This window comes from Pseudomonas sp. R3-41 (assembly GCF_054161485.1).
In genome coordinates this window covers 1578801-1602492 of sequence record NZ_CP096421.1, presented here as the reverse complement: position 1 = coordinate 1602492, position 23692 = coordinate 1578801, and the positions used below count along the sequence as shown (strand labels likewise).

The window sequence follows — 23692 nt, the reverse complement described above, 5'->3', positions numbered from 1 at the left end:
TGAATTCAAGCGTCGGCCTCGGCATTTTTTGGCCATTGCTCGGCGTGAGCCAGGTAAACCAAGGCTTCGCGTACTTGTGTCGGCGTGTTGCAAGGCGTTGGAAACGCCAGCCAGTGCAAGCCCTGCCCGATACGCAGGTGCATGCCTTCGCTGTCGATGCCCACCAGTTGCGCCGGTTCGCTTTTCGGCAGGCCGGCCAGCTCCACGTAATGGGCAATGGCCTTGGCGTGATCGGCGTTCATGTGCTCGATCATGCTGGCTTCGGCCTTGCCGGCGAAGGGATTGGCCAGGGTGAGCGAGTCGATCCAGTGAATGGCGCCGAAGCCGCCGATGTAGCGATGGCGCACCGGGTCAAGCACCCAGAAATCGAAGTCATGGGCCTTGTGGTAGTTCTGCGAGTCAGGGAAATAGCGGTAATAACGCTCGGCGGCCGCCTCGATGGCGTCGCTGTCTTCGAGTTTCCGGGCCTCGGCCAGGTAAGTCAGGCGCCCGACGGCCTGCACATCCTCGGCACCGCGCTCGCCCACCAGCATCGAACACTTGGGGTCTTTTTGCAGATTGTGCGTGTGCTGGGCAATGCGGCTGATCAGGATCAGCGGCCGGCCTTCTGCGTCCAGGCAATAGGGCACGACGGAACCGAACGGAAAACCGGGCATCGATTTGGAATGCGTGGAGAGCATTCCACGGTATTCCTTGAGCAGCAGTTCCCGGGCATGCTTGGCAGCTTCAACGCTCAATTTATGACTCCTTTTATAAAATCCGTCTAGAAAACGGTCAGGCGACTGGAGTAATGTTCCGGTACACCTAGGGGACGATTCTCGTGTGCAGTCGGGCTACACCGTCGCGAATCGAGAGGCCGCCCAAAGGGTCCCCTCCACCGCTGCGCCATCTGGACATGAGAATGCAACTCACTGACAAAGTAATCATTATCACCGGCGGTTGCCAGGGCTTGGGTCGCTCCATGGCCGAGTATTTCGCGGGTAAAGGCGCGAAGCTGGCCCTGGTGGACCTCAACCAGGAAAAACTCGACCAGGCGGTGGCCGCCTGCGCGGCCAAGGGCGTCGAGGCCCGTGCCTACCTGTGCAACGTCGCCAATGAAGATCAGGTGATCGACATGGTCGCCCGGGTGGCCGAGGACTTCGGCGCGATCCACGGCTTGATCAACAACGCCGGGATCCTGCGCGACGGCCTGCTGCTCAAGGTCAAGGACGGCGAAATGACCAAGATGAGCCTGGCCCAGTGGCAGGCGGTGATCGATGTCAACCTCACCGGTGTGTTCCTGTGCACCCGTGAAGTGGCGGCGAAAATGGTCGAGCTGAAGAACAGCGGCGCCATCATCAATATCTCGTCGATCTCCCGCGCCGGCAATGTCGGCCAGACCAACTACTCGGCTGCCAAGGCCGGCGTGGCCGCAGCGACCGTGACCTGGGCCAAGGAGCTGGCGCGCTACGGCATCCGTGTGGCGGGCATTGCACCGGGTTTCATCGAAACCGAGATGACCCTGGGCATGAAGCCCGAGGCCCTGGAAAGAATGACCTCCGCGATCCCGCTCAAGCGCATGGGGAAACCCGAGGAAATTGCCCATTCGGCCGCCTATATCTTTGAGAACGACTACTACACCGGTCGGATCCTGGAGATGGATGGCGGGATGCGGATCTAAGCCCACTGCATAACCCAATGTGGGAGCGGGCTTGCTCGCGAATGCGCTGGATCAGTCAACTTATTCGTTGAATGACACACTGCATTCGCGAGCAAGCCCGCTCCCACAGGGGATTGTGTTTCAAAGCATCAATCGTCGCTGACGGTGATATTCGGCATCGCCGGCGATGCCGCTTCCTGCAACACGATCCGCGCGCCCACGTGGCGGGCCAGTTCCTGATAGACCATGGCGATCTGGCTGTCCGGTTCGGCGATGACCGTCGGTTTGCCGCCGTCGGCCTGTTCACGGATCACCATCGACAGCGGCAGCGAAGCCAGCAATTCGACGCCGTACTGGGTCGCCAGTTTTTCCCCGCCACCTTCGCCGAACAGGTGCTCGGCATGGCCGCAATTGGAGCAGATGTGCACGGCCATGTTCTCTACCACGCCCAGCACCGGAATGTTCACCTTGCGGAACATCTCCACGCCCTTGCGCGCGTCCAGCAGGGCCAGGTCCTGGGGGGTAGTGACGATCACCGCACCGGCCACCGGGACTTTCTGCGCCAGGGTCAGTTGGATATCGCCAGTGCCCGGCGGCATGTCGATCACCAGGTAATCCAGGTCGCCCCACGCGGTTTGCGTGACCAGTTGCAGCAAGGCACCGGACACCATCGGCCCGCGCCAGACCATCGGCGTGTTGTCGTCGGTCAGGAAGGCCATGGACATGACTTCCACGCCATGGGATTGCAGCGGCACGAACCACTTCTGATCCTTGACCTGGGGCCGGGTGCCCTCGGCGATCCCGAACATGATGCCCTGGCTCGGACCGTAGATGTCCGCATCGAGAATCCCGACCTTCGCCCCTTCACGGGCCAGGGCCAGGGCCAGGTTGGCGGCGGTGGTGGACTTGCCCACGCCGCCCTTGCCCGAGGCCACGGCGATCACGTTCTTGACGTTCGCCAGCCCCGGCACCTGGGCCTGGGCCTTGTGCGCGGCGATGACGCTGGTGATCTGGACAGTCGCGGCTGTCACGCCGTCCAGGCCTTCGATCGCCATTTGCAGCATCTGCGCCCAGCCGCTCTTGAACAGGTCGGCGGCGTAGCCGATTTCCAGCTGGACGCTGACGCGATCGCCCTGGATGTCGATGGCGCGCACGCATCCGGCGCTGACCGGGTCTTGGTTCAGGTAGGGGTCGGTGTACTGGCGAAGGACGGTTTCCACCGCTGCGCGGTTGACGGCGCTCATGGGCAACTCCGATAGCAAGACTTGAAAAACAGGCCGCTATCCTACGCCGCGCGTGCTTTTGTGGCGACCCGATTAAGGCCGGCGAACGCTCTTGTGGCGAGGGAGCTTGCTCCCGCTCGGCTGCGCAGCAGTCGCAACGAGGCTGACGCTGCCGATACGCCAGGGCGTAGAACCATTTTGGGGCGGCTTCGCCCCCCAGCGGGAGCAAGCTCCCTCGCCACAAACAGCCCCGAAGGGTGAAAAAAAGCCGCCGGCGCTTTATAGTGGCCGACCTCCGTTTCATCAAGTAGCCGAGCCCCATGTCCGAGCCACGCAAGATCCTCGTCACCAGCGCCCTGCCCTATGCCAATGGTTCGATTCACCTCGGCCATATGCTGGAATACATCCAGACCGATATGTGGACGCGCTTCCAGAAACATCGCGGCAACCAGTGCATCTATGTCTGCGCCGACGACGCCCACGGTTCGGCCATCATGCTGCGTGCGGAAAAGGAAGGCATCACCCCGGAACAGCTGATCGCCAACGTCCAGGCTGAACACAGCGCCGACTTTGCCGAGTTCCTGGTGGACTTCGACAACTTCCACTCCACTCACGCCGAAGAAAACCGTGAGCTGTCGAGCCAGATCTATCTGAAGCTGCGTGACGCCGGGCATATCGCCACCCGTTCTGTCACCCAATATTTCGACCCGGAAAAGAACATGTTCCTGGCCGACCGCTTCATCAAGGGCACCTGCCCGAAATGCGGCACCGAAGACCAGTACGGCGACAATTGCGAGAAATGCGGCGCCACCTACGCACCGACCGACCTGAAAGACCCGAAGTCGGCGATTTCCGGCGCCACCCCGGTGCTCCGGGATTCCCAGCATTTCTTCTTCAAGCTGCCGGATTTCCAGGCGATGCTGCAAACCTGGACCCGCAGTGGCACCTTGCACGACGCGGTGGCCAACAAGCTCGCCGAATGGCTCGACTCCGGCCTGCAAGAGTGGGACATTTCCCGCGATGCACCGTACTTCGGCTTTGAAATCCCCGGCGAGCCTGGCAAGTATTTCTACGTGTGGCTGGATGCGCCCATCGGCTACATGGCGAGCTTCAAGAACCTGTGCGACCGCACACCGGAGCTGGACTTCGACGCGTTCTGGGGCAAGGACTCCACCGCCGAGGTGTATCACTTCATCGGCAAGGACATCGTCAATTTCCATGCGCTGTTCTGGCCAGCGATGCTCGAAGGTGCCGGTTTCCGCAAGCCGACCGCCATCAACGTCCACGGTTACCTGACCGTCAACGGGCAGAAAATGTCCAAGTCCCGCGGTACCTTCATCAAGGCCCGGACCTACCTGGACCACCTGTCGCCGGAATACCTGCGCTACTACTACGCCGCCAAGCTCGGCCGTGGCGTCGATGACCTGGACTTGAACCTCGAAGACTTCGTGCAAAAGGTCAACTCCGACCTGGTGGGCAAGGTCGTCAACATTGCCAGCCGTTGCGCCGGCTTCATCCACAAGGGCAACGCCGGCGTCCTGGTCGCCGGTAACGCCGCGCCGGAACTGACCGACGCCTTCCTGGCGGCCGCGCCCAGCATCGCCGAAGCCTACGAGAGCCGCGATTTTGCCCGCGCCATGCGCGAAATCATGGCCCTGGCCGACCGCGCCAACGCCTGGATCGCCGACAAGGCCCCTTGGTCGCTGGCCAAGCAGGAAGGCAAGCAGGACGAAGTCCAGGCCATCTGCGCCCTGGGCATCAACTTGTTCCGCCAGTTGGTGATCTTCCTCAAGCCGGTACTGCCGTTGCTGGCCGCCGATGCCGAAGCGTTCCTGAACGTTGCGCCGCTGACCTGGAACGACCACCAGACCCTGCTGAGCAACCATCAGTTGAACGAGTTCAAGCCGTTGATGACCCGTATCGATTCCGCCAAGGTCCAAGCCATGATCGACGCCTCCAAGGAAGACCTGGCCGCCAGCCAGACCGACACCGGCGCCCCTGCCGGCAACGGCGAACTGGCCAAGGACCCGCTGTCGCCGGAAATCGATTTCGATGCCTTCGCCGCCGTTGACCTGCGCGTGGCGCTGATCCTCAAGGCCGAAGCCGTCGAAGGAGCGGACAAGCTGTTGCGCCTGACCCTGGACATCGGCGACGAGCAACGCAACGTGTTCTCCGGCATCAAGAGCGCCTACCCGGACCCGGCCAAGCTTGAAGGTCGGTTGACGATGATGATCGCCAACCTCAAGCCGCGCAAAATGCGCTTCGGCATCTCCGAAGGCATGGTGATGGCGGCGGGCCCCGGCGGTGAGGAAATCTACCTGTTGAGCCCTGACAGCGGCGCCAAGCCGGGCCAGCGGATCAAGTAATACGACTTCCGCCGCACCGATCCCACAGTCGCCTCGCAGGTGGCTGTGGGATTTTCATATCTGGCCCACGCGCCCGGCGTGCCGGATAATGCCTAATCTTGTAACAGGCCCCTCGTCACCAACACGCCCATGACCGAAATCCTCCTCACGCTGTTTAGCGCTGCCCTGATCAACAACCTGGTGTTGCACTGGCCGCTGGGCGTCGATCCACTGCTGGCGGCCAGCGGCAGAAAGCAGGTGCACGCCTTGGGCCTGGCGACGACGTGCTTGATGCTGGTCGTCGGCACCCTGGGCTACCTGATCGAACATGGGCTGTTGATGCCGACAAACCTGGTGTCGCTGCGCCTGTTGGCGTGGCTGTCCTTGAGCATCTTGCTGATCGCCCCCTTGCTGCGCCTGCTGGCGCGCTGGCTGCCGACCCTGCCATTCGATGGGCTGTGGCCGCTGTTGCTGGGCAATGCCGGCGTAATGGGCGTGACGCTGCTCAACAGCCAGGATGACCGAGGCCTGGGCCACGCCATGGCCCTGAGCCTGGGTGCCGGGCTGGGTTTCTGGCTGGTGCTGAGCCTGTTCGACGATTTGCGCCAGCGCACCTCCAATAACGCTATTGCCCTGCCCTTTCGGGGCCTGCCGATTCAGTTGATCAGCGCCGGACTGATGGCGGTGGTCTTTCTCGGATTGCGCGGGCTGGTCAAGACATGAGCCTGATTCAACGTATCGATGCCCTGCTGCCGCAAACCCAATGCGGCAAATGCGGCCACCCAGGGTGCAAGCCTTACGCCGAAGGCATCGCCCAAGGCGAGCCGATCAACAAATGTCCGCCCGGTGGGCGCGAAACCATCGCGGCCCTGGCCGAGCTGATGAAAATACCCGTGCTGGAACTGGACACCAGCCGCGGCGCGGCCCCGGCGCAAATCGCCTTTATCCGCGAAGCCGAATGCATCGGCTGTACCAAGTGCATCCAGGCCTGTCCGGTGGACGCGATTGTTGGCGCGGCCAAGCTGATGCACACCGTTCTCATCGATGAATGCACAGGTTGCGACCTTTGCGTGGCGCCCTGCCCGGTCGATTGCATCGAGATGCACCCCCTGCCAATGGCGACCGTGCTGCCGATTGTCGGTGGCCTGGCCTTCAGTACCGATGAGCAGCAGGCGCGAACCGCCAAGCGCAACCACGCCCGACGTCGCTTCGAACAACGCAATGCGCGCCTGCGCCGTGAAGAAGAACAGCGCCAGGCGGAGCGCTTGGCCCGTACCCACAGGGCGGCGCAGGCCAAGGAGCCGTCGCTCGACCCCGTACAAGTCGCATTGGAACGCGTACGCGCGCAAAAAGCCGCCACCGCCGATGCCGCCTTGAAAAAAGCCAAGATCGACCTGGCCATGAGCCGGGCGCAATTGAACAAATCCTTGAAAGCGTTCGGCCATCCGCCGACCTTCGAGCAGCAATCGCAACTGATCGTGCTGCAACGCCAGTTCGAAGCCGCCGAGCAGGCCCTGAGCCAACTGGAAAACGCCGCACCTGCGGTCACCGCGCCCCCGGCACCGGCGCAAAACGCCGAGCTGAAGCGGGCCAAGATCCAACTGGCGATGCGCCGCGCCGAACTCAGCAAAGCCCGGACGGCCGCGGTGTCGGATGAACAGTTGCAGGCGCTGGAGCAAGCGGTGAAGGATGCCGAACGCCAGGTGGACGCCCATGCCGCTTCCTGAGCCGGTGGACGAACGGCTGCGACCAGCGATGATGCAAGTGTTGCTGGCGACGCTGCCCGGCGTGCTGGCGCTGCTGTGGTTCCAAGGCTGGGGCGTGGCGCTCAACCTGCTATTGTCCGGCCTCACCGCGCTGGCGGTCGAAGCGTTCGTGTTGTGTGTGCGGCAGCGACCACTCAAACCCGAACTGAACGATGGCAGCGCGCTGGTCAGTGCCACGCTGCTGGCCCTGGCCTTGCCGGCGTATTGCCCCTGGTGGCTGACCGTCACGGCGGCCGCCTGCGCCTTGCTGTTCGGCAAGCACCTGTGGGGCGGCGTCGGCAGCAACCCGTTCAACCCGGCGATGCTCGGATACGCCTTGGTGCTGGTGGCGTTTCCCGCCCAGATGAGTCAATGGCCCGCGCCCCACGGCATGGGCCTGCTGGAAGGTTTGCAACAAGTGTTCGGCACTCATCCGGCGCCCGATGCCTGGGCCGGGGCGACCGCCTTGGACAGCCTGCGGATCAACACGAACCTGACCATCGATGAACTGTTCGGCACCGATCCGGCGTTCGGGCGTTTCGGTGGTCGAGGCGCCGAATGGGTCAATCTGGCCTTCCTGGCAGGCGGCCTGTTCCTGTTGCAGCAACGGGTGTTCAGTTGGCATGCGCCGGTGGGCCTGCTGGCGAGCCTGTTCATCATCAGCCTGTTGTGCTGGAACGGGTCGGGTTCCGATTCCCATGGTTCACCGCTGTTTCATCTGTTCAGCGGCGCGACCATGCTCGGCGCCTTTTTTATCGCGACCGAACCGGTCTCGGGGGCCAAGACCCCGCTTGCCCGGCTGCTGTTTGGTGCGGGCATGGGACTGCTGATCTACCTGATCCGAACCTGGGGCGGCTACCCGGACGGCGTAGCGTTCGCCGTGTTGCTGATGAACCTCGGCGTGCCGGCACTGGACCGATTCGCCGAGGCGCGACAACGGCGACCGCTGACATGAAGAATCCCGGCGGCATGGCAATCCTGATCCTGTTGATTGGCCTCGGTAGCGGTGCCACTTACCTCACGCACCTTGCTACGGCCGGGCGCATCGAGGCCCAGCGACAGATGCTGGCGAACAAGACCTTGCTCGAGGTACTGCCCACTGCCCGCTATGACAATCAGCCGTTGGCGCGCCCCGTTTTCACAACCGCGGTAACCCTGGCCCATAGCACGCTGTTGGGCGGTTACCTGGCGACCCGCAACAGCCAGCCCAGCGCCGTGCTGCTGCGTAGCCAGGCGCTGGGTTATGAAGGCAGCATCGAATTGCTGGTCGCCATCGATCCACAAGGCCGGTTGCTGGGGGTCAAGACCCTGCGCCAAGCCGAGACGCCCGGGTTGGGCGCGGCGATTGCCGGCTGGCCGAACGCCTGGTTGCAGACCTTCACCGGCAAATCACGCCAGGCGCCTGATGACAGCGGCTGGGCCTTGAAAAAGGACCAGGGTCAGTTCGATCAATTGACCGGCGCAACGGTGACGTCCCGGGCGGTGCTCCAGGCGGTTCATGACGCGTTGCGTTATTTCGACGAGCACAAGGCCCAGTTAACGGGAGTGTCTGCGGATGAATAAGCCATGGGGCCTGACACGCGGCCTGCTGCTCGTCCCGTTGGTTGGCGCTAGTCATTCATTAGTCGGCGCACTGGCGCTATGGCTGGCCTGGACGCTGATTCTCTCCTGCCAAGGCTTGGCAATGGGGCTTGTCCGGCAGCGCCTGACGTCCGGGCAAAGGCTGCTCGCAGCCATTGTGCTGGCCACCACCCTGGCCACCTGTACAGGCTTGCTCATTCAGGCCTGGGCGCTGGAACTGTATCAACCGCTGAGCCTGTACATGGGCTGGATCGCCCTGAGCTGCGTGGCGCTGGAGCATGGTGGGTTCTTCGTTGAGTCTGGCCTGCTTGTGCGCCTGCGGCTGGTTGAGGTGTTCGGCCTCTTGATGATCAGCCTGGGCGCCATCCGTGAACTGATCGGCAGCGGCCTGCCCCTGGCCTTGCTCGCTCCTGGCGGGTTCATTCTGCTCGGGCTGCTGCTGGCCGCCCGACAGGCTTGGACGGCCGCCAAATCCCCTTCAACCCTCGAGGAAACGCCGCGCCCATGAACGCCGCAAAACGCCTGGAAATATTCCGTCGCTTTCACGAAGACAACCCGGAGCCGAAAACCGAACTGGCCTATTCCTCTCCGTTCGAGTTGCTGATCGCGGTCATCCTGTCGGCGCAGTCCACCGACGTCGGCGTCAACAAGGCCACGGCCAAACTGTTCCCGGTCGCCAATACCCCAGAGGCGATCCATGCCCTGGGCGTTGAAGGGTTGTCCGAGTACATCAAGACCATCGGCCTGTTCAACAGCAAGGCTAAAAACGTGATTGAAACCTGCCGCCTGCTGATCGAGCGCCACGGCAGTGAAATCCCCCAGACCCGTGAAGCGCTGGAGGCCCTTCCAGGCGTCGGTCGCAAAACCGCCAACGTCGTGCTCAACACCGCATTTCGGCAATTGACCATGGCCGTCGACACCCACATTTTCCGCGTCAGCAACCGTACCGGGCTGGCCCCCGGCAAAAACGTGGTGGAAGTGGAGAAGAAGCTGATGAAATTTGTCCCCAAGGAATACCTGCTGGACTCCCATCACTGGCTCATCCTCCACGGACGCTACGTCTGCCTGGCCCGCAAGCCCCGCTGCGGCAGTTGCCGGATCGAAGATTTATGCGAATACAAGCACAAGACGTCGGACGATTGAGGCGCTATTGCTTTTCTCGATCCATCGATTGAAAAAATCTTTTTTACCCGCTCGTGGTTTATCGATATAAGGAGCGCCAATGGCAGTCTTAGCCTGGAGTCGAACCCATGAGTGCTGGCAAAGAACAACTGGATGTAGAAGACGAATTCACCGCCGCTGAAGCCGACGACGTCGAACCTGTGGCCGTGCCGGAAGTGGCGAAAACCAACCTGAGCAAGCGGCGCACCATCGATAACCTGTTGGAAGAGCGTCGTTTACAGAAGCAACTGGCCGAATACGATTTTGATCTCTGACACGTAAAAGCCTCCCCGATGGAGGCTTTTTACTAAGTACGCGTGACCTGAAGCCTCACACCAACCCATTGCGCTGCGCCAGTTCGATCAGGTCGACCAGCGAACGGGCATTGAGTTTCAATAACAGACGCGTCTTGTAAGTACTGACGGTCTTGTTGCTCAAGAACATTCCATCGGCGATTTCCTTGTTGGTCTTGCCGCGCGCCAGTTGCTGCAAGACCATCATTTCCCGCCCCGATAACCGATCAACCATATCGGACTCGCTGGCATTACCCAGGCTCGATCGCACCGTGTGCAGTGCCTGGTTGGGAAAGTAACTGTAACCGGACAGCACTGCCTTTATTGCACTTAATAACTCAGTAAGGTCCTGTTGCTTGCAGACATACCCGGCCGCCCCCGTTTGCATGCAGCGCATCGAAAAATGTCCAGGCGCCTGGGAAGTCAGCACCAGCACTTTCATTGATGAAGGAATGGCCGCCAAACGGGCAATAACCTCCAGCCCGTCCAGTTTCGGAATGCCGATATCAAGAATGACGATGTCGGGCATAAGTTCACGAGCAAGTTGTAGCGCATCGACGCCGTTGTCGGTTTCGGCAACGACCTCATATCCATGACGCTCCATCAGCAAACGTACAGCAAGACGAATGACGGGATGATCATCCACGATCAGCACTTTATTCATGGGCAAATCCAACTTCGCTGTTCGAATTTTTAGAGCACGCACAATAGCCTAGTCATTTCTACCTTGGCATACTGCCCCCCCCTGACCGCTCGCACCGAGAGACAGAACCTACAAGATATGCAGAAAATTCCTACAAATTCTGGCAGGAAAAATGTGTCCTGAATTTTTTTCAGAGAAAGATCGACCTCACCAACCCTCCGGTATCCCCCACGAATAATGCGCTCTTTCACCGCCCTGCCCGGCGCGGACCGACCGCCGGAAAGCTCTTTATTCATAAAGAGTAACTGAATTGTTTGCTGTTAAAACTGCCACACCTCACTTCAGCAACAGGAATTCATATATAAAAGACGCTCAGGCACCTGACATTAAACGCCAGCATCCCTGACGGTTATCACGACACCTTATTATCCCAAAACACTCTTTTTCACTTTACTCACCGAGCATGAATATTCCATGAGCATTAACCATGAACAAACCTTTGAAAACCATCACCCACCCCATGACCCTTATCGCCATATTCGCAACTTTATCCGAAACTTCCGCGGCGATTTCCCTGCCGTTCCTGGATGATCAGGATCGCGAGTATTACCTCTGGTTCCTGATCAGCTTTCCGTTTTATCTGTTGCTGCTTTTTTCATCACACTCAACTTCAATTATCGCTCCTTGTATTCACCTTCGGATTTTCGCAAGAGCAAACACTTTATAAAGACCATGGATGACACGACCGGTCGGCGTAAACGAATGCTGCGCCAGACGGGCAAGGAGCTACGACTGCTGCTGATAGGCCTGCATCGACACAGCCGTGAATCGCCGGACACCCTGTGTACCTTATGCAGCCAATCCCAGCGCTTGATCGAGACCTGTCGATCGGAGCATTCAAGGCACGCCGGCATCGTCGTGTACATCATCTACAACCAGACAGATCTTGCAGCCCACGGGCAGGATAAATGAGCCATCGGGTACGAACCTGCGGCATGCACAAAAAAAGAGGACAAAAAAAACGGCCTGCTCAAGGCAGGCCGTTTTTTTGGGTAGCCAAGGTCAGAACAGCTTGCGACCCTTGTTCGCAGCGATGCGCATGCGCAGTGCGTTGAGCTTGATGAAGCCGGCGGCGTCGGCCTGGTTGTAGGCACCACCGTCCTCTTCGAAGGTCGCGATGTTGGCATCGAACAGCGAGTCGTCGGACTTGCGCCCGGTCACGATCACGTTGCCCTTGTACAGCTTCAGGCGTACCACGCCGTTCACGTTGGTCTGGGAAGCGTCGATCATCTGTTGCAGCATCAGACGCTCAGGGCTCCACCAGTAGCCGGTGTAGATCAGGCTGGCGTACTTGGGCATCAACTCATCCTTGAGGTGGGCCACTTCGCGGTCCAGGGTGATCGATTCGATCGCCCTGTGGGCGCGCAGCATGATGGTGCCGCCCGGGGTTTCGTAGCAGCCGCGGGACTTCATGCCGACATAACGGTTCTCGACGATGTCCAGGCGACCGATGCCGTGTTCGCCGCCGATGCGGTTCAGGGTCGCCAGCACGGTGGCCGGGCTCATTTCCACGCCGTCCAGTGCGACGATATCGCCGTTGCGATAGGTCAGTTCCAGGTACTGCGGGGTATCTGGGGCCTTCTCCGGAGAGACGGTCCAACGCCACATGTCTTCTTCGTGCTCGGTCCAGGTGTCTTCCAGCACGCCGCCTTCATAGGAGATGTGCAGCAGGTTGGCGTCCATCGAGTACGGAGACTTTTTCTTGCCGTGGCGCTCGATCGGGATCGCGTGCTTCTCGGCGTAGTCCATCAGTTTTTCGCGAGACAGCAGGTCCCATTCACGCCACGGTGCAATGACCTTCACACCCGGCTTGAGGGCATAGGCGCCCAGTTCGAAACGCACCTGGTCGTTGCCTTTGCCGGTGGCGCCGTGGGAAATGGCGTCGGCGCCGGTTTCGTTGGCGATTTCGATCAGGCGCTTGGCGATCAACGGACGGGCGATGGACGTACCCAGCAGGTACTCGCCTTCGTAAACGGTGTTGGCGCGGAACATCGGGAACACGAAGTCGCGGACGAATTCTTCGCGCAGGTCATCGATGTAGATCTCTTTGACGCCCATGGCCTGGGCCTTGGCGCGTGCAGGCTCGACTTCTTCGCCCTGCCCCAGGTCAGCGGTGAAGGTCACCACTTCGCAGTTATATGTGTCCTGCAGCCACTTGAGGATCACCGAAGTGTCCAGGCCGCCGGAATACGCCAGAACGACCTTGTTTACGTCCGCCATGCCATCACTCCACGGGTTGTACGGAAAGCCGGGAAGTCTAACGTCCAGCGCGGATAATTTACAGAGGCGCGACAGCTTATGACGACGAAGCGACAGATTATGTCGACTGCGCGACGATCCGCGCGGGATCAGGAAGTGCGCGCAGCCGTCGCAGCAGGCGCAACCGCCTTGGCCGGGACAACCGGCGCCGCCGTCTTGCCCGGCGCAGCAGCGGGTGCCACAGCAGGTGATGCAGGCGTTGCCGCTGGTGTTGGCGGTTGTGGCGCCGGGGCCTGGGTGGCCGCCACTCGCTCCAGTTTTACGACGACACGACGGTTCTTGGCCCGATTGGCGGCGTTGGTATTGGCGACCAGCGGATAACGCTCGCCGTGGAAGCGCACGGTGAACTGGGACTCCTGGAAGCCGTTGGCCTTGAAGAAGTCCTGAACCGCCAGGGCCCGACGGCGTGAAAGCTCACGGTTGGTCAGGCGGTTGCCACTGTTGTCGGAATGGCCATCAAGCTCGACATGATTGACGCTCGGGTCTGCCTTGATAAAGTCGAGCATGACCTGCAACTGAGCCTTGGCCCGAGCATCCAGCTCAATCCCCTCTCCGGGGAAGCCGATCTGGGTTTGCTTGATCTGTTCGAAGTTTTTCGGCAACAGTTTCGCCACGCAGCCCTGGTAATCGTTGAACGCCTTGTTGAAGCGCACGGGCAGCAGCCGAACTTCGGAAACGCGCCCATCCTCGGTGTTGCGTCGAACCACGGGGCTGCGGCCTTCCATCAACCCGCTGATCAGTCGGCCTGCCTGTACCTGGGAACTGTCGAACAGCACATCGCCGCTGCCGATCCTGACCGAGCCCAGGTTGATATCGCCCCGTCCTGGCTGCCAGGGCGCCGCGGCCGCGAGCAACGTTGCGGAGCCACCACCGAGCATCGGGTTATAAGCCTTGAGGCGGAACGTGGCCTGCTCCCCCGCCTTGCGCACGAATTCGCCGCTGCCAAAATCGGTGATCGGCTGGCTCAGCCGGCACTCGAACTTGTCGCCTTCGACCGTCCACTCGATGCTCTCCAGACGGGTCTGGAAAGTGAGCGCCATGGCGGGAAGGCTGGCAAACACACTGAGCAAGGCTAGATAACGCTGGCGCACGGGAGGCTCCACTGACTTTAATACAAAGATCGACGCCTGCTTGAGGGCATGACGCCTGTCCGGGGCACTGCACGGATTCGTGGCACACCTGTAGGAGCTATCGGTAAGTTGTGGCAGAACTTGATAGCGGGTGCCTGAATCGGTCTTTTCCGGTAGCATTCCCCAGAGTTTGACCCGCCTGGAAGCCCCCCAATGTCCGACCGCCTGACCCTGCTGCGTCCCGACGACTGGCATATTCATCTTCGCGATGGTGCTGTGTTGACCCATACCGTCGCCGATGTCGCGCGCACCTTCGGGCGCGCAATCATCATGCCTAACCTGGTTCCGCCCGTGCGCAACGCCGCCGAGGCCGATGGCTATCGCCAGCGTATCCTCGCCGCGCGCCCGGCTGGCAGCCGCTTCGAACCGCTGATGGTGCTTTACCTCACCGACCGCACCCAGCCCGAAGAGATTCGCGACGCCAAGGCCAGCGGTTTTGTCCACGCCGCCAAGCTGTACCCCGCCGGCGCGACCACCAACTCCGATTCCGGCGTCACCAGCATCGACAAGATCTTCCCGGCGCTGGAGGCCATGGCCGAAGTCGGCATGCCGTTGTTGATCCATGGTGAAGTCACCCGGGGCGACGTCGACGTGTTCGACCGCGAGAAGATTTTCATCGACGAGCACATGCGCCGCGTCGTGGAGCGCTTCCCGACCCTCAAGGTGGTGTTCGAACACATCACCACCGGCGATGCCGTGCAGTTCGTCAACGAGGCACCGGCAAACGTCGGCGCGACCATTACTGCCCATCACCTGCTGTACAACCGCAACCACATGCTGGTGGGCGGGATCCGGCCGCACTTCTATTGCCTGCCGATCCTCAAGCGCAATACCCACCAGGAAGCCTTGCTGGACGCCGCCACCAGCGGCAGCGCCAAGTTTTTCCTCGGCACCGACTCGGCCCCCCACGCCCAGCACGCCAAGGAAGCGGCCTGCGGTTGCGCCGGCTGCTACACCGCTTATGCCGCCATCGAGATGTACGCCGAGGCGTTCGAACAGCGCAACGCGCTGGACAAGCTCGAAGGCTTTGCCAGCCTGCACGGCCCACGTTTCTATGGCCTGCCGGTGAACACCGATCGTATTACCCTGGTCCGTGACGAATGGACCGCCCCTGTCAGCCTGCCCTTCGGCGAGCAGACCGTCATCCCGCTGCGCGCCGGTGAAAAACTGCGCTGGCGCCTGCTGGAGGAAAACGCGTGAGTGAAGATCATTTCGACGACGAGCTGGACGGCAACGGTGGTTCGGGCGGCGCCCGTCACCCCATGGCCGCGCGGTTCCGTGGTTATCTGCCGGTCGTCGTCGATGTCGAAACCGGTGGTTTCAATTCCGCCACCGACGCCCTGCTGGAAATCGCCGCGACCACCATCGGCATGGACGAAAAAGGCTTTGTGTTCCCTGATCACACCTACTTCTTCCGCGTCGAACCGTTTGAAGGCGCCAACGTCGAAGCGGCGGCCCTGGAGTTCACCGGGATCAAGCTCGATCACCCGCTGCGCATGGCGGTCAGCGAAGAAACAGCCCTGACCGACATCTTCCGTGGCGTACGCAAGGCGCTGAAAGCCAACGGTTGCAAGCGAGCGATCCTGGTCGGCCACAACAGCAGCTTCGACCTCGGCTTCCTCAACGCCGCCGTCGCGCGCCTGGACATGAAGCGCAACCCGTTCCATCCGTTCTCCAGCTTCGACACCGCGACCTTGGCGGGCCTGGCGTACGGCCAGACTGTCTTGGCCAAGGCCTGCCAGGCAGCCGACATCGACTTCGATGGCCGCGAGGCCCACTCGGCCCGCTATGACACCGAGAAGACCGCCGAGCTGTTCTGCGGCATCGTCAACCGGTGGAAAGAGATGGGTGGCTGGCAGGATTTCGACGACTGACATTGGCCAAGCCTGGCTCTTGTGGCTCTTGTGGCTCTTGTGGCGAGGGAGCTTGCTCCCGCTTGAGCGCGAAGCGCTCACAAAATATGTGGGGCGGCTACGCCACCCAGCGGGAGCAAGCTCCCTCGCCACAGGGTTCAGTGCAAAGGGCTCTGCGTCTCTGCCAACCATTCGGCTTGCACTGCCCATAAAAAAACCGGCCCATCGAGGGCCGGTTTTTTTATGCCTGGGTGCGCTTACAGCTTGTCGCTGTGCTCGCCCAGGTAAGCGGCAACGCCTTCAGGCGATGCGGTCATGCCCTTGTCGCCTTTTTTCCAGTTGGCCGGGCAGACTTCGCCGTGCTCTTCGTGGAATTGCAGCGCGTCGACCAGACGGATCAGCTCTTCCATGTTACGGCCCAGCGGCAGGTCGTTGATGATCTGCGAACGCACGACACCCTTGTCGTCGATCAGGAACGCGCCACGGAAAGCCACGCCGCCTTCGGACTCAACGTCATAGGCCTTGGCGATTTCGTGCTTCATGTCGGCAGCCATGGTGTATTTCACCTGGCCGATACCGCCATTGTTGATCGGGGTGTTGCGCCAGGCGTTGTGGGTGAAGTGCGAGTCGATCGAAACAGCGACCACTTCAACGTTGCGCGCCTTGAAATCGTCCATGCGGTGATCCAGTGCGATCAGCTCGGATGGGCAGACGAAGGTGAAGTCCAGAGGATAGAAGAACACCAGGCCGTATTTGCCTTTGATGGCCGAGGACAGGGTGAAGCTGTCGACGATTTCGCCGTTGCCGAGGACGGCTGGAACGGTAAAGTCTGGGGCTTGTTTGCCTACGAGTACGCTCATGGGATATCTCCTGATGTAATAGCGTGAAAACAAGGTCCGGGCCAGCCTGCCACCCTCAGGCGACAGCCCTGTGACACGAACCCGCTTACAAGGGCCGACCATCATACACCGCGCATTTGGACTGTCTTCAACGGTTTTTCGTGGTATCGAAAAATCGCCGCCCCGCTGCGGGCCGCTTTCGTCGCGCTGGATAAAACCGTTCGTCAGCCTGTCGTCATCTGGGTGAAAGTCCTTGAGAAACCACTTTGACAATCATTCTCGTTAACATTAAGATCCGTCTCAATTGAGTCACAACCAGCGACGGTTCTCACTTATGTATGTATGCCTCTGCACTGGCGTCACCGACGGACAAATCCGCGAAGCGATCTATGAAGGTTGCTGCAGCTATCGCGAAGTCCGCCAGGCCACCGGCGTAGCCAGCCAATGCGGCAAATGTGCCTGCCTGGCCAAGGAAGTGGTGCGTGAAACCCTCGCCAAGGTGCAAACGGCACAGGCCTCGATCCCTTACCCGGTAGAATTTACTGCCGCGTAAACACAGCTTTTCAAGGAACCGGACTTAATGTCCGGTTTTTTTATGCCTGCAAATCAAATAGTTAGCGTCCAGACGCGGAACACAAACATTCTTATTCCGATTAATTTTCATTTATTATTCAATAACTTAGGTTTGACACTGGTAAATACGCGGCTCAAACTCCGCCCTATACACAGCTATTACAGGGCAGGCCTCATCATGAAAGGCGACATTACAGTCATCCAGCATCTCAACAAGATCCTTGCCAATGAGCTGGTCGCGATCAACCAATACTTCCTGCATGCGCGCATGTACGAGGACTGGGGCCTGAACAAGCTGGGCAAGCATGAGTACCACGAGTCCATCGACGAGATGAAGCACGCGGACAAGCTGATCAAGCGCATCCTGTTCCTCGAGGGCCTGCCGAACGTCCAGGACCTGGGCAAGCTGCACATCGGCGAACACACCCGGGAAATGCTCGAGTGCGACCTGCGCATCGAGCGCACCGGCCATGCCGACCTGAAGGCCGCCATCGTCCATTGCGAAAGCGTTGGCGACTTCGGTAGCCGTGAACTGCTGGAAGACATCCTCGAATCCGAGGAAGAGCACATCGACTGGCTGGAAACCCAACTGGGCCTGATCGACAAAATCGGTCTGGAGAACTACCTGCAATCGCAGATGGGTGAAGAGTAAGCTTCCCCAGTAGCAAGCCACTAAAAAGCCCCGCCCTCTTGCGAGAGGCGGGGCTTTTTATTGCCTGGGTTCCAGGCCACACCTAAAACCACTGTGGGAGCGAGCTTGCTCGCGAAAGCGGTGTGTCAGTCTCTGTTGATGTTTCTGGTACAACGCTTTCGCGAGCAAGCCCGCTCCCACAGTGTCCGCATTCAGCCACAAACTGTGTGCTGAATACGGATATGTGGATCAGGCTTCGGTCTTGTTCGCCGCTGCTGCTTCCACAGCTGCCTTGATCGTGGACTGCAGAGAGCCGTCAGCGGCCATCTCGGTCATGATGTCGCTACCGCCGACCAGCTCACCACCCACCCACAATTGCGGGAAGGTTGGCCAGTTGGCGTACTTGGGCAGGTTGGCGCGGATTTCCGGGTTCTGCAGGATGTCCACGTAGGCAAACTTCTCGCCACACGCCATCACCGCCTGGGCGGCCTTGGCCGAGAAACCGCACTGTGGCGCGTTCGGCGAGCCTTTCATGTAAAGCAGGATGGTGTTGTTGGCAATCTGGTCTTTAATCGTTTCGATGATATCCACGGAGCACCTCGGCTTAAACTTTGCGACTTCAGATGTCGACACGGTGGCGCATTGTAACGGAAAGCAGAACGTGCTGCTCAGGGACAATTTTACGCAGCCGCCACCTTCACCGGTACACCGTTGAGCGCCGCGTTGCCGGATAACTCATCGAGCTGACAGTGATCGGTCAAGTCGTTGGCGCTGGAGCCTGGCTGTGCGCTGGCAATGGTCATCTGCACGCCCGGCCGGGCATGGCCCCAGCCGTGGGGCAGGCTGACCACGCCTTTCATCATGTCCAGGCTGCCCAGCACCTCGACTTCGATGACCCCCACCCGCGAACTGACGGTCACGCGCTGCCCATCGGCAAGGCCACGCGCGGCGAGGTCATCCGGGTGCATCAGCAACTGATGACGCGGCTTGCCCTTCACCAGTCGATGGAAGTTATGCATCCAGGAATTATTGCTGCGCACATGGCGACGGCCAATCATCAGTAACTCATCCGGCTCAGGCGCCTGCAACGCGGCAAAGCGCGCCAGGTCAGCGAGAATCACCGCCGGTGCGGCCTGCACCCGCTGGTTTTCGGTTTTCAGGCGCGCCGCCAGGTTGGGCTTGAGTGCGCCGAGGTCGATGCCATGGGGATGGTCGAACAGGGTCGCCAGGGACAGCTTGTGCGGCGAGGCATCGCCATACGCCCCGTTGCGCAGGCCAAAATCGATCATCTGTGCCGGCGGCATGGTCGGCTTGAGCTCCTTGCCGGTCCGGGCGGCGAAGGCCTTGGCCAGGCCGACGAAGATTTCCCAGTCATGCAGCGCCCCCTCGGGCTTGGGCAGGATCGCCCGGTTGAAACGGGTCACGTTGCGCACGGCGAACAGGTTGAACGTGGTGTCGTAGTGATCGTTTTCCAGGGCCGAGGTCGAGGGTAGGATCAGGTCGGCGTAACGGGTGGTTTCGTTGATGTACAAATCGACGCTGACCATGAACTCCAGCCCATCCAGGGCCTGCTCCAGTTGCCGCCCGTTGGGCGTTGACAGCACCGGATTGCCGGCCACGGTCACCAACGCGCGAATCTGGCCTTCGCCCTCGGTCAGCATCTCCTCGGCCAGGGCTGACACCGGCAGCTCCCCGGCGTACTCGGGACGCCCGGACACCCGGCTCTGCCAACGGTTGAAATGCCCGCCCGAGGTGGTGGCCACCAGGTCCACCGCCGGCTCGGTGCACAGCGCCCCGCCCACCCGATCAAGATTGCCGGTGACCAGGTTGATTACCTGGATCAGCCAGTGGCACAGCGTGCCGAACGCCTGGGTCGACACGCCCATCCGTCCATAGCACACCGCTGATGGCGCGGCGGCGAAGTCCCGGGCCAATTGCCGGATCTGCGCGGCCGGCACCGCACAGAGCGGACTCATCGCTTCAGCCGTGAAGGAAGCGACGGCCGCGCGCACCTCGTCCAGGCCGTCCACCGGCAGATGACTGTCACGGGTCAGGCCTTCGCTGAACAAAGTATTGAGCAAGCCAAACAGCAGTGCCGCATCACCACCCGGGCGGACGAAGACGTGCTGGTCAGCGATGGCCGCCGTTTCGCTGCGGCGTGGATCGACCACCACCACTTTGCCGCCACGGGCCTGGATCGCCTTGAGGCGCTTTTCCACGTCTGGCACGGTCATGATGCTGCCGTTGGAAGCCAGCGGGTTGCCGCCGAGGATCAACATGAAATCGGTGTGGTCGATGTCCGGAATCGGCAGGAGCAGGCCGTGACCGTACATCAGGTGACTGGTCAAATGATGAGGCAGTTGGTCCACCGAGGTCGCCGAGAAACGGCTGCGGGTCTTCAACAACCCCAGGAAATAGTTGCTGTGGGTCATCAGCCCATAGTTATGCACGCTGGGGTTGCCCTGGTAGACGGCCACCGCGTTCTGGCCGTGACGCGCCTGGATAGCCGCCAGGCGCTCGGTCACCAGCGCGAAGGCATCGTCCCAGGCGATGGGTTGCCATTCGCTGCCGACGCGTTGCATGGGTTGGCGCAAGCGGTCTGGATCGTTCTGGATGTCTTGCAGGGCCACGGCCTTGGGGCAGATGTGACCACGGCTGAACGTGTCCAGCGCATCGCCCTTGATCGAGGTGATCGCCAGGCCCTGGCCGTCGGTTTCGGTGGTTCCGAGGGTCAAGCCACAGATGGCTTCACACAGATGGCACGCACGGTGGTGGAGAGTCTTGGTCATGGCCAGTCTCTGTTTTATTCGTGGCGGGCACTTTCGGCCGCGGGAACAAAACTATGGCGCGTGATTCCCGGCAGCGCCAGCGACGTTCGTCCTGTGAATTGCCGGGCATCAGGCCCGCCGATGAGGTGCGTTCAAGGACCTTCGGGAGGTGGCGCCAGGAGTTGGATTTCCTCGATGGTTTCCACTTGTTCCTGGGCGATGGGTACACCGGTCAGCTCGCCAATCAACCGCCAATGCTCGTCGAGGCCGCTGCTGATCGTGGCCATGCGATCGATCATCCGCCGGCCGGCGGCCTTGGTCACTTCGTCATCGCTGCGCAGCAATTCGAATGACATGGACGTCACCGAAGCCGTCAGGTGCGTCAGCGAGCGTGCGGTCAGCCCCAGCAATTCCATCAGTTGTTGCTCTTTCGAATCCATTTCGGGCTCCTGTGCCGCTGAGGCTCATTTATAACCCAGGCCTTTGCATTAGGAAATGTTTCACAAGCACCAGCAGACAGGCGAAAGGATGGAATGACATGGCATAAACGGGCCATCGACCACCGCGCGCGCGCCGGGCTTGATTGCCAAGCCGAGCAACGCCAGTGTACAAATGGACCGCTGCTGTCAGGAAACCGGCCTCAACTACGCCATCGCATTCGCGTGATGGCCTCGCTGAACTCCCCAAAAACCGTAGCCCTATTGGTAAGACGCGACATTTAATTATAAGATCGCGCCTTCCCCTATTTCGTCGCCCCGTGCGGCTTTTGCCGCAGGTCTCGCCCGTTTTTTCATTAGACAAGGCTTTGAGCATCTGCGGTCAGTTACAAAAAGGTAGTCAATCATGAGCGCAAGGCACTTTCTCTCCCTGATGGATTTCACGCCCGATGAGTTGCTCGGCGTGATCCGTCGAGGCGTGGAGCTCAAGGACCTGCGTAACCGCGGCGTACTGTTCGAGCCCTTGAAAAACCGCGTGCTGGGGATGATCTTCGAGAAGTCATCGACCCGCACCCGCATCTCTTTCGAAGCCGGCATGATCCAGCTGGGCGGCCAGGCAATCTTCCTGTCGCCCCGTGACACCCAACTGGGCCGTGGCGAACCCATCAGCGACTGCGCCATCGTCATGTCGAGCATGTTGGACGCGATGATGATCCGTACCTTTGCCCACAGCACCCTGACCGAGTTCGCGGCCCATTCCCGCGTACCGGTGATCAACGGCCTGTCCGACGATCTGCACCCTTGCCAGTTGCTGGCCGACATGCAGACCTTCCTCGAGCACCGTGGCTCGATCCAAGGCAAGACCGTGGCCTGGATCGGCGATGGCAACAACATGTGCAATAGCTATATAGAAGCGGCGATGCAATTCGACTTCCAGCTGCGCATTGCCTGCCCTGAAGGCTTCGACCCCAATGCCGAGCTGCTGGCCAAGGCCGGGGACCGAGTGTCCATCGTCCGCGATCCGAAACAGGCCGTGGCCGGTGCGCACCTGGTGAGCACCGACGTCTGGACCTCCATGGGCCAGGAAGAAGAGACCGCCAGGCGCCTGGAGCTGTTCGCGCCACTGCAGGTCAACCGGGCCCTGCTCGACCTGGCAGATGCCGACGTGCTGTTCATGCACTGCCTGCCGGCCCACCGTGGCGAGGAAATCAGCATGGACCTGCTGGATGATCCGCGTTCGGTAGCCTGGGACCAGGCCGAAAATCGCCTGCACGCGCAAAAGGCCCTGCTCGAGTTCCTGGTCGAGCCGGCGTATCACCACGCATGAGCCACGCCCTACTGCTGAACTTGCACAACCTGGCCTGCGGCTACCAGGACCAGCGGGTCGTCCAGAACCTCAACCTGCACCTCAATGCCGGTGACATCGGTTGCCTGCTCGGTTCGTCCGGCTGCGGCAAGACCACGACGTTGCGCGCCATTGCCGGCTTCGAACCGGTGCATGAGGGTGAAATCCAACTGGCTGGGGAAACCATCTCCCGCGCCGGTTTCACCCTCGCCCCGGAAAAGCGTCGCATCGGCATGGTGTTCCAGGATTACGCCCTGTTCCCCCACCTGAGCGTGGCACAGAACATTGCCTTTGGCATTCGCAAGCATCCGGACAAGGACCGCATCGTCGAAGAGCTGCTGGAACTGGTCAACCTGAAACACTTGGGCAAGCGTTTTCCCCATGAACTGTCCGGCGGCCAGCAACAACGCGTGGCCCTGGCCCGTGCGCTGGCGCCGGAACCGCAGTTGCTGTTGCTCGACGAGCCGTTCTCCAACCTCGATGGCGAGCTGCGCCGCAAGCTCAGCCATGAAGTACGGGACATCCTCAAGGCCCGTGGCACCAGCGCGATCCTGGTCACCCATGACCAGGAAGAAGCCTTCGCCGTGAGTGACCATGTCGGCGTATTCAAGGAAGGTCGACTGGAACAGTGGGACACGCCCTACAACCTGTACCACGAACCGCTGACGCCATTCGTTGCCAGTTTCATTGGCCAGGGCTATTTCATTCGTGGCCAGCTCGACAGCCCGGAATCGGTGCAGACCGAACTGGGCATCCTGCGTGGCAACCGCGCCTACACTTGGCCCATCGGCGGTGCGGTGGACGTGCTGCTGCGCCCAGACGATATCGTCTATGCGCCGGACAGCCCCCTCACCGGTAGAATCATCGGCAAGACCTTCCTGGGCGCCTCAACCTTGTATCGCCTGCAGTTGCCCACCGGCGCGCAATTGGAATCGATCTTCCCCAGCCATGCCGACCATCAGGTGGGCGCCGACGTCGGCATCCGCGTGGCGGCTGAGCACCTGGTGCTGTTCCAGGCCTCGGGCAGCACGGCAGCGCAGATCCCGCCGGTGGACAGCGGTGTACGGCGCTATAGCGCCGCCAACTGATAACGCACCCCCAGTGTGGGAGCGGGCTTGCTCGCGAAGAGGGCAGCACATTCAACATCAATGTAGCTGACACACCGCC

24 protein-coding genes and 1 pseudogene are annotated in these 23692 nt (G+C 60.9%); 16 read left to right on the top strand and 9 right to left on the bottom strand.

Annotated features, from left to right (window positions below):
• Positions 1 to 5: 5 nt before the first annotated feature.
• Entirely contained in the window at positions 6 to 737 is a 732-nt protein-coding gene (locus tag M1D99_RS07230) for a HugZ family pyridoxamine 5'-phosphate oxidase (protein WP_434574541.1), read from the bottom strand.
• A 164-nt stretch (positions 738 to 901) separates the two neighbouring features.
• Between M1D99_RS07230 and M1D99_RS07225 the strand changes: the two genes are divergently transcribed.
• The gene (locus M1D99_RS07225; RefSeq protein WP_186706310.1) at positions 902 to 1660 is read left to right on the top strand and encodes an SDR family oxidoreductase; all 759 of its coding nucleotides are present in this window, start codon (positions 902 to 904) and stop codon (positions 1658 to 1660) included.
• A 128-nt stretch (positions 1661 to 1788) separates the two neighbouring features.
• On the opposite strand, the gene apbC is transcribed toward M1D99_RS07225, so the two are convergent.
• Positions 1789 to 2883 (bottom strand): iron-sulfur cluster carrier protein ApbC, encoded by a 1095-nt coding sequence (gene apbC / locus M1D99_RS07220; RefSeq protein ID WP_434574540.1) that lies wholly within the window; start codon positions 2881 to 2883, stop codon positions 1789 to 1791.
• 299 nt (positions 2884 to 3182) lie between these two features.
• Between apbC and metG the strand changes: the two genes are divergently transcribed.
• From metG to M1D99_RS07180, 8 genes are all read left to right on the top strand, one after another.
• Positions 3183 to 5228, top strand: coding sequence for a methionine--tRNA ligase (metG, locus tag M1D99_RS07215; RefSeq protein WP_434574539.1), 2046 nt, complete (start codon positions 3183 to 3185; stop codon positions 5226 to 5228).
• Between the two features lie 129 nt (positions 5229 to 5357).
• Complete coding sequence (locus M1D99_RS07210; protein ID WP_434574538.1) at positions 5358 to 5930, top strand: Rnf-Nqr domain containing protein; 573 nt, start codon at positions 5358 to 5360, stop codon at positions 5928 to 5930.
• Positions 5927 to 6934: an electron transport complex subunit RsxB gene (gene rsxB / locus M1D99_RS07205; protein WP_434574537.1), complete on the top strand. Its 1008-nt coding sequence runs from the start codon at positions 5927 to 5929 to the stop codon at positions 6932 to 6934. The genes M1D99_RS07210 and rsxB overlap by 4 nt, the downstream gene beginning before the upstream one ends.
• Complete coding sequence (locus M1D99_RS07200; protein WP_434574536.1) at positions 6921 to 7907, top strand: RnfABCDGE type electron transport complex subunit D; 987 nt, start codon at positions 6921 to 6923, stop codon at positions 7905 to 7907. The genes rsxB and M1D99_RS07200 overlap by 14 nt, the downstream gene beginning before the upstream one ends.
• Complete coding sequence (locus tag M1D99_RS07195) at positions 7904 to 8515, top strand: RnfABCDGE type electron transport complex subunit G (protein WP_458131579.1); 612 nt, start codon at positions 7904 to 7906, stop codon at positions 8513 to 8515. The genes M1D99_RS07200 and M1D99_RS07195 overlap by 4 nt, the downstream gene beginning before the upstream one ends.
• Entirely contained in the window at positions 8508 to 9041 is a 534-nt protein-coding gene (locus tag M1D99_RS07190; RefSeq protein WP_434574534.1) for an Rnf-Nqr domain containing protein, read from the top strand. The genes M1D99_RS07195 and M1D99_RS07190 overlap by 8 nt, the downstream gene beginning before the upstream one ends.
• Positions 9038 to 9676, top strand: a complete 639-nt coding sequence (nth, locus tag M1D99_RS07185; RefSeq protein ID WP_186706318.1) for an endonuclease III — start codon at positions 9038 to 9040, stop codon at positions 9674 to 9676. Before M1D99_RS07190 ends, nth begins: the two co-directional genes overlap by 4 nt.
• A 107-nt stretch (positions 9677 to 9783) precedes the next feature.
• Positions 9784 to 9969: a PA3496 family putative envelope integrity protein gene (locus tag M1D99_RS07180; RefSeq protein WP_186706319.1), complete on the top strand. Its 186-nt coding sequence runs from the start codon at positions 9784 to 9786 to the stop codon at positions 9967 to 9969.
• A 55-nt stretch (positions 9970 to 10024) separates the two neighbouring features.
• Here the strand turns inward: M1D99_RS07180 and M1D99_RS07175 are convergent, their stop codons facing one another.
• Entirely contained in the window at positions 10025 to 10651 is a 627-nt protein-coding gene (locus M1D99_RS07175) for a response regulator transcription factor (RefSeq protein ID WP_109753848.1), read from the bottom strand.
• Between the two features lie 466 nt (positions 10652 to 11117).
• Between M1D99_RS07175 and M1D99_RS07170 the strand changes: the two are divergent.
• Positions 11118 to 11371 (top strand): annotated as a pseudogene (locus tag M1D99_RS07170) (hypothetical protein); the annotation flags it as partial.
• Positions 11372 to 11692: 321 nt separating this feature from the next.
• Here M1D99_RS07170 and M1D99_RS07165 read toward each other — a convergent pair.
• Together M1D99_RS07165 and M1D99_RS07160 are read right to left on the bottom strand one after the other, a co-directional pair.
• A complete protein-coding gene (locus M1D99_RS07165; RefSeq protein ID WP_053124536.1) occupies positions 11693 to 12910 on the bottom strand; it encodes an argininosuccinate synthase in 1218 nt (405 codons plus the stop codon).
• Between the two features lie 128 nt (positions 12911 to 13038).
• A complete protein-coding gene (locus tag M1D99_RS07160; RefSeq protein ID WP_186706321.1) occupies positions 13039 to 14040 on the bottom strand; it encodes an OmpA family protein in 1002 nt (333 codons plus the stop codon).
• A gap of 192 nt (positions 14041 to 14232) precedes the next feature.
• Here M1D99_RS07160 and pyrC point away from each other — a divergent pair, with 192 nt between their 5' ends.
• Both pyrC and rnt read left to right on the top strand, forming a co-directional pair.
• A complete protein-coding gene (pyrC, locus tag M1D99_RS07155; RefSeq protein ID WP_186706322.1) occupies positions 14233 to 15279 on the top strand; it encodes a dihydroorotase in 1047 nt (348 codons plus the stop codon).
• On the top strand, positions 15276 to 15953 hold the full coding sequence (gene rnt / locus M1D99_RS07150) for a ribonuclease T (protein WP_003204947.1): 678 nt from the start codon (positions 15276 to 15278) through the stop codon (positions 15951 to 15953). Before pyrC ends, rnt begins: the two co-directional genes overlap by 4 nt.
• Positions 15954 to 16189: 236 nt before the next feature.
• Here the strand turns inward: rnt and M1D99_RS07145 are convergent, their stop codons facing one another.
• Positions 16190 to 16792, bottom strand: a complete 603-nt coding sequence (locus tag M1D99_RS07145; RefSeq protein ID WP_003204949.1) for a peroxiredoxin — start codon at positions 16790 to 16792, stop codon at positions 16190 to 16192.
• Between the two features lie 313 nt (positions 16793 to 17105).
• Here M1D99_RS07145 and M1D99_RS07140 point away from each other — a divergent pair, with 313 nt between their 5' ends.
• Positions 17106 to 17324, top strand: a complete 219-nt coding sequence (locus M1D99_RS07140; RefSeq protein WP_003178704.1) for a bacterioferritin-associated ferredoxin — start codon at positions 17106 to 17108, stop codon at positions 17322 to 17324.
• A 198-nt stretch (positions 17325 to 17522) separates the two neighbouring features.
• Positions 17523 to 17996 carry a bacterioferritin gene (gene bfr / locus M1D99_RS07135; RefSeq protein ID WP_186706323.1) on the top strand — a complete coding sequence of 158 codons (474 nt, stop codon included), beginning with the start codon at positions 17523 to 17525 and terminating at the stop codon, positions 17994 to 17996.
• Between the two features lie 228 nt (positions 17997 to 18224).
• On the opposite strand, the gene grxD is transcribed toward bfr, so the two are convergent.
• The 3 genes from grxD to M1D99_RS07120 all read right to left on the bottom strand — a co-directional run bounded on the left by grxD (position 18225) and on the right by M1D99_RS07120 (position 21183).
• Positions 18225 to 18566 (bottom strand): Grx4 family monothiol glutaredoxin, encoded by a 342-nt coding sequence (grxD, locus tag M1D99_RS07130; RefSeq protein ID WP_186643646.1) that lies wholly within the window; start codon positions 18564 to 18566, stop codon positions 18225 to 18227.
• Between the two features lie 89 nt (positions 18567 to 18655).
• Positions 18656 to 20764, bottom strand: coding sequence for a molybdopterin oxidoreductase family protein (locus M1D99_RS07125; protein ID WP_458131578.1), 2109 nt, complete (start codon positions 20762 to 20764; stop codon positions 18656 to 18658).
• Positions 20765 to 20895: 131 nt separating this feature from the next.
• A complete protein-coding gene (locus tag M1D99_RS07120) occupies positions 20896 to 21183 on the bottom strand; it encodes a hypothetical protein (RefSeq protein ID WP_053124551.1) in 288 nt (95 codons plus the stop codon).
• Positions 21184 to 21586: 403 nt separating this feature from the next.
• Between M1D99_RS07120 and argF the strand changes: the two genes are divergently transcribed.
• Complete coding sequence (argF, locus tag M1D99_RS07115; protein ID WP_186706325.1) at positions 21587 to 22507, top strand: ornithine carbamoyltransferase; 921 nt, start codon at positions 21587 to 21589, stop codon at positions 22505 to 22507.
• Positions 22504 to 23613: an ABC transporter ATP-binding protein gene (locus tag M1D99_RS07110; protein ID WP_186729807.1), complete on the top strand. Its 1110-nt coding sequence runs from the start codon at positions 22504 to 22506 to the stop codon at positions 23611 to 23613. Before argF ends, M1D99_RS07110 begins: the two co-directional genes overlap by 4 nt.
• The last annotated feature ends 79 nt before the right edge of the window (positions 23614 to 23692 follow it).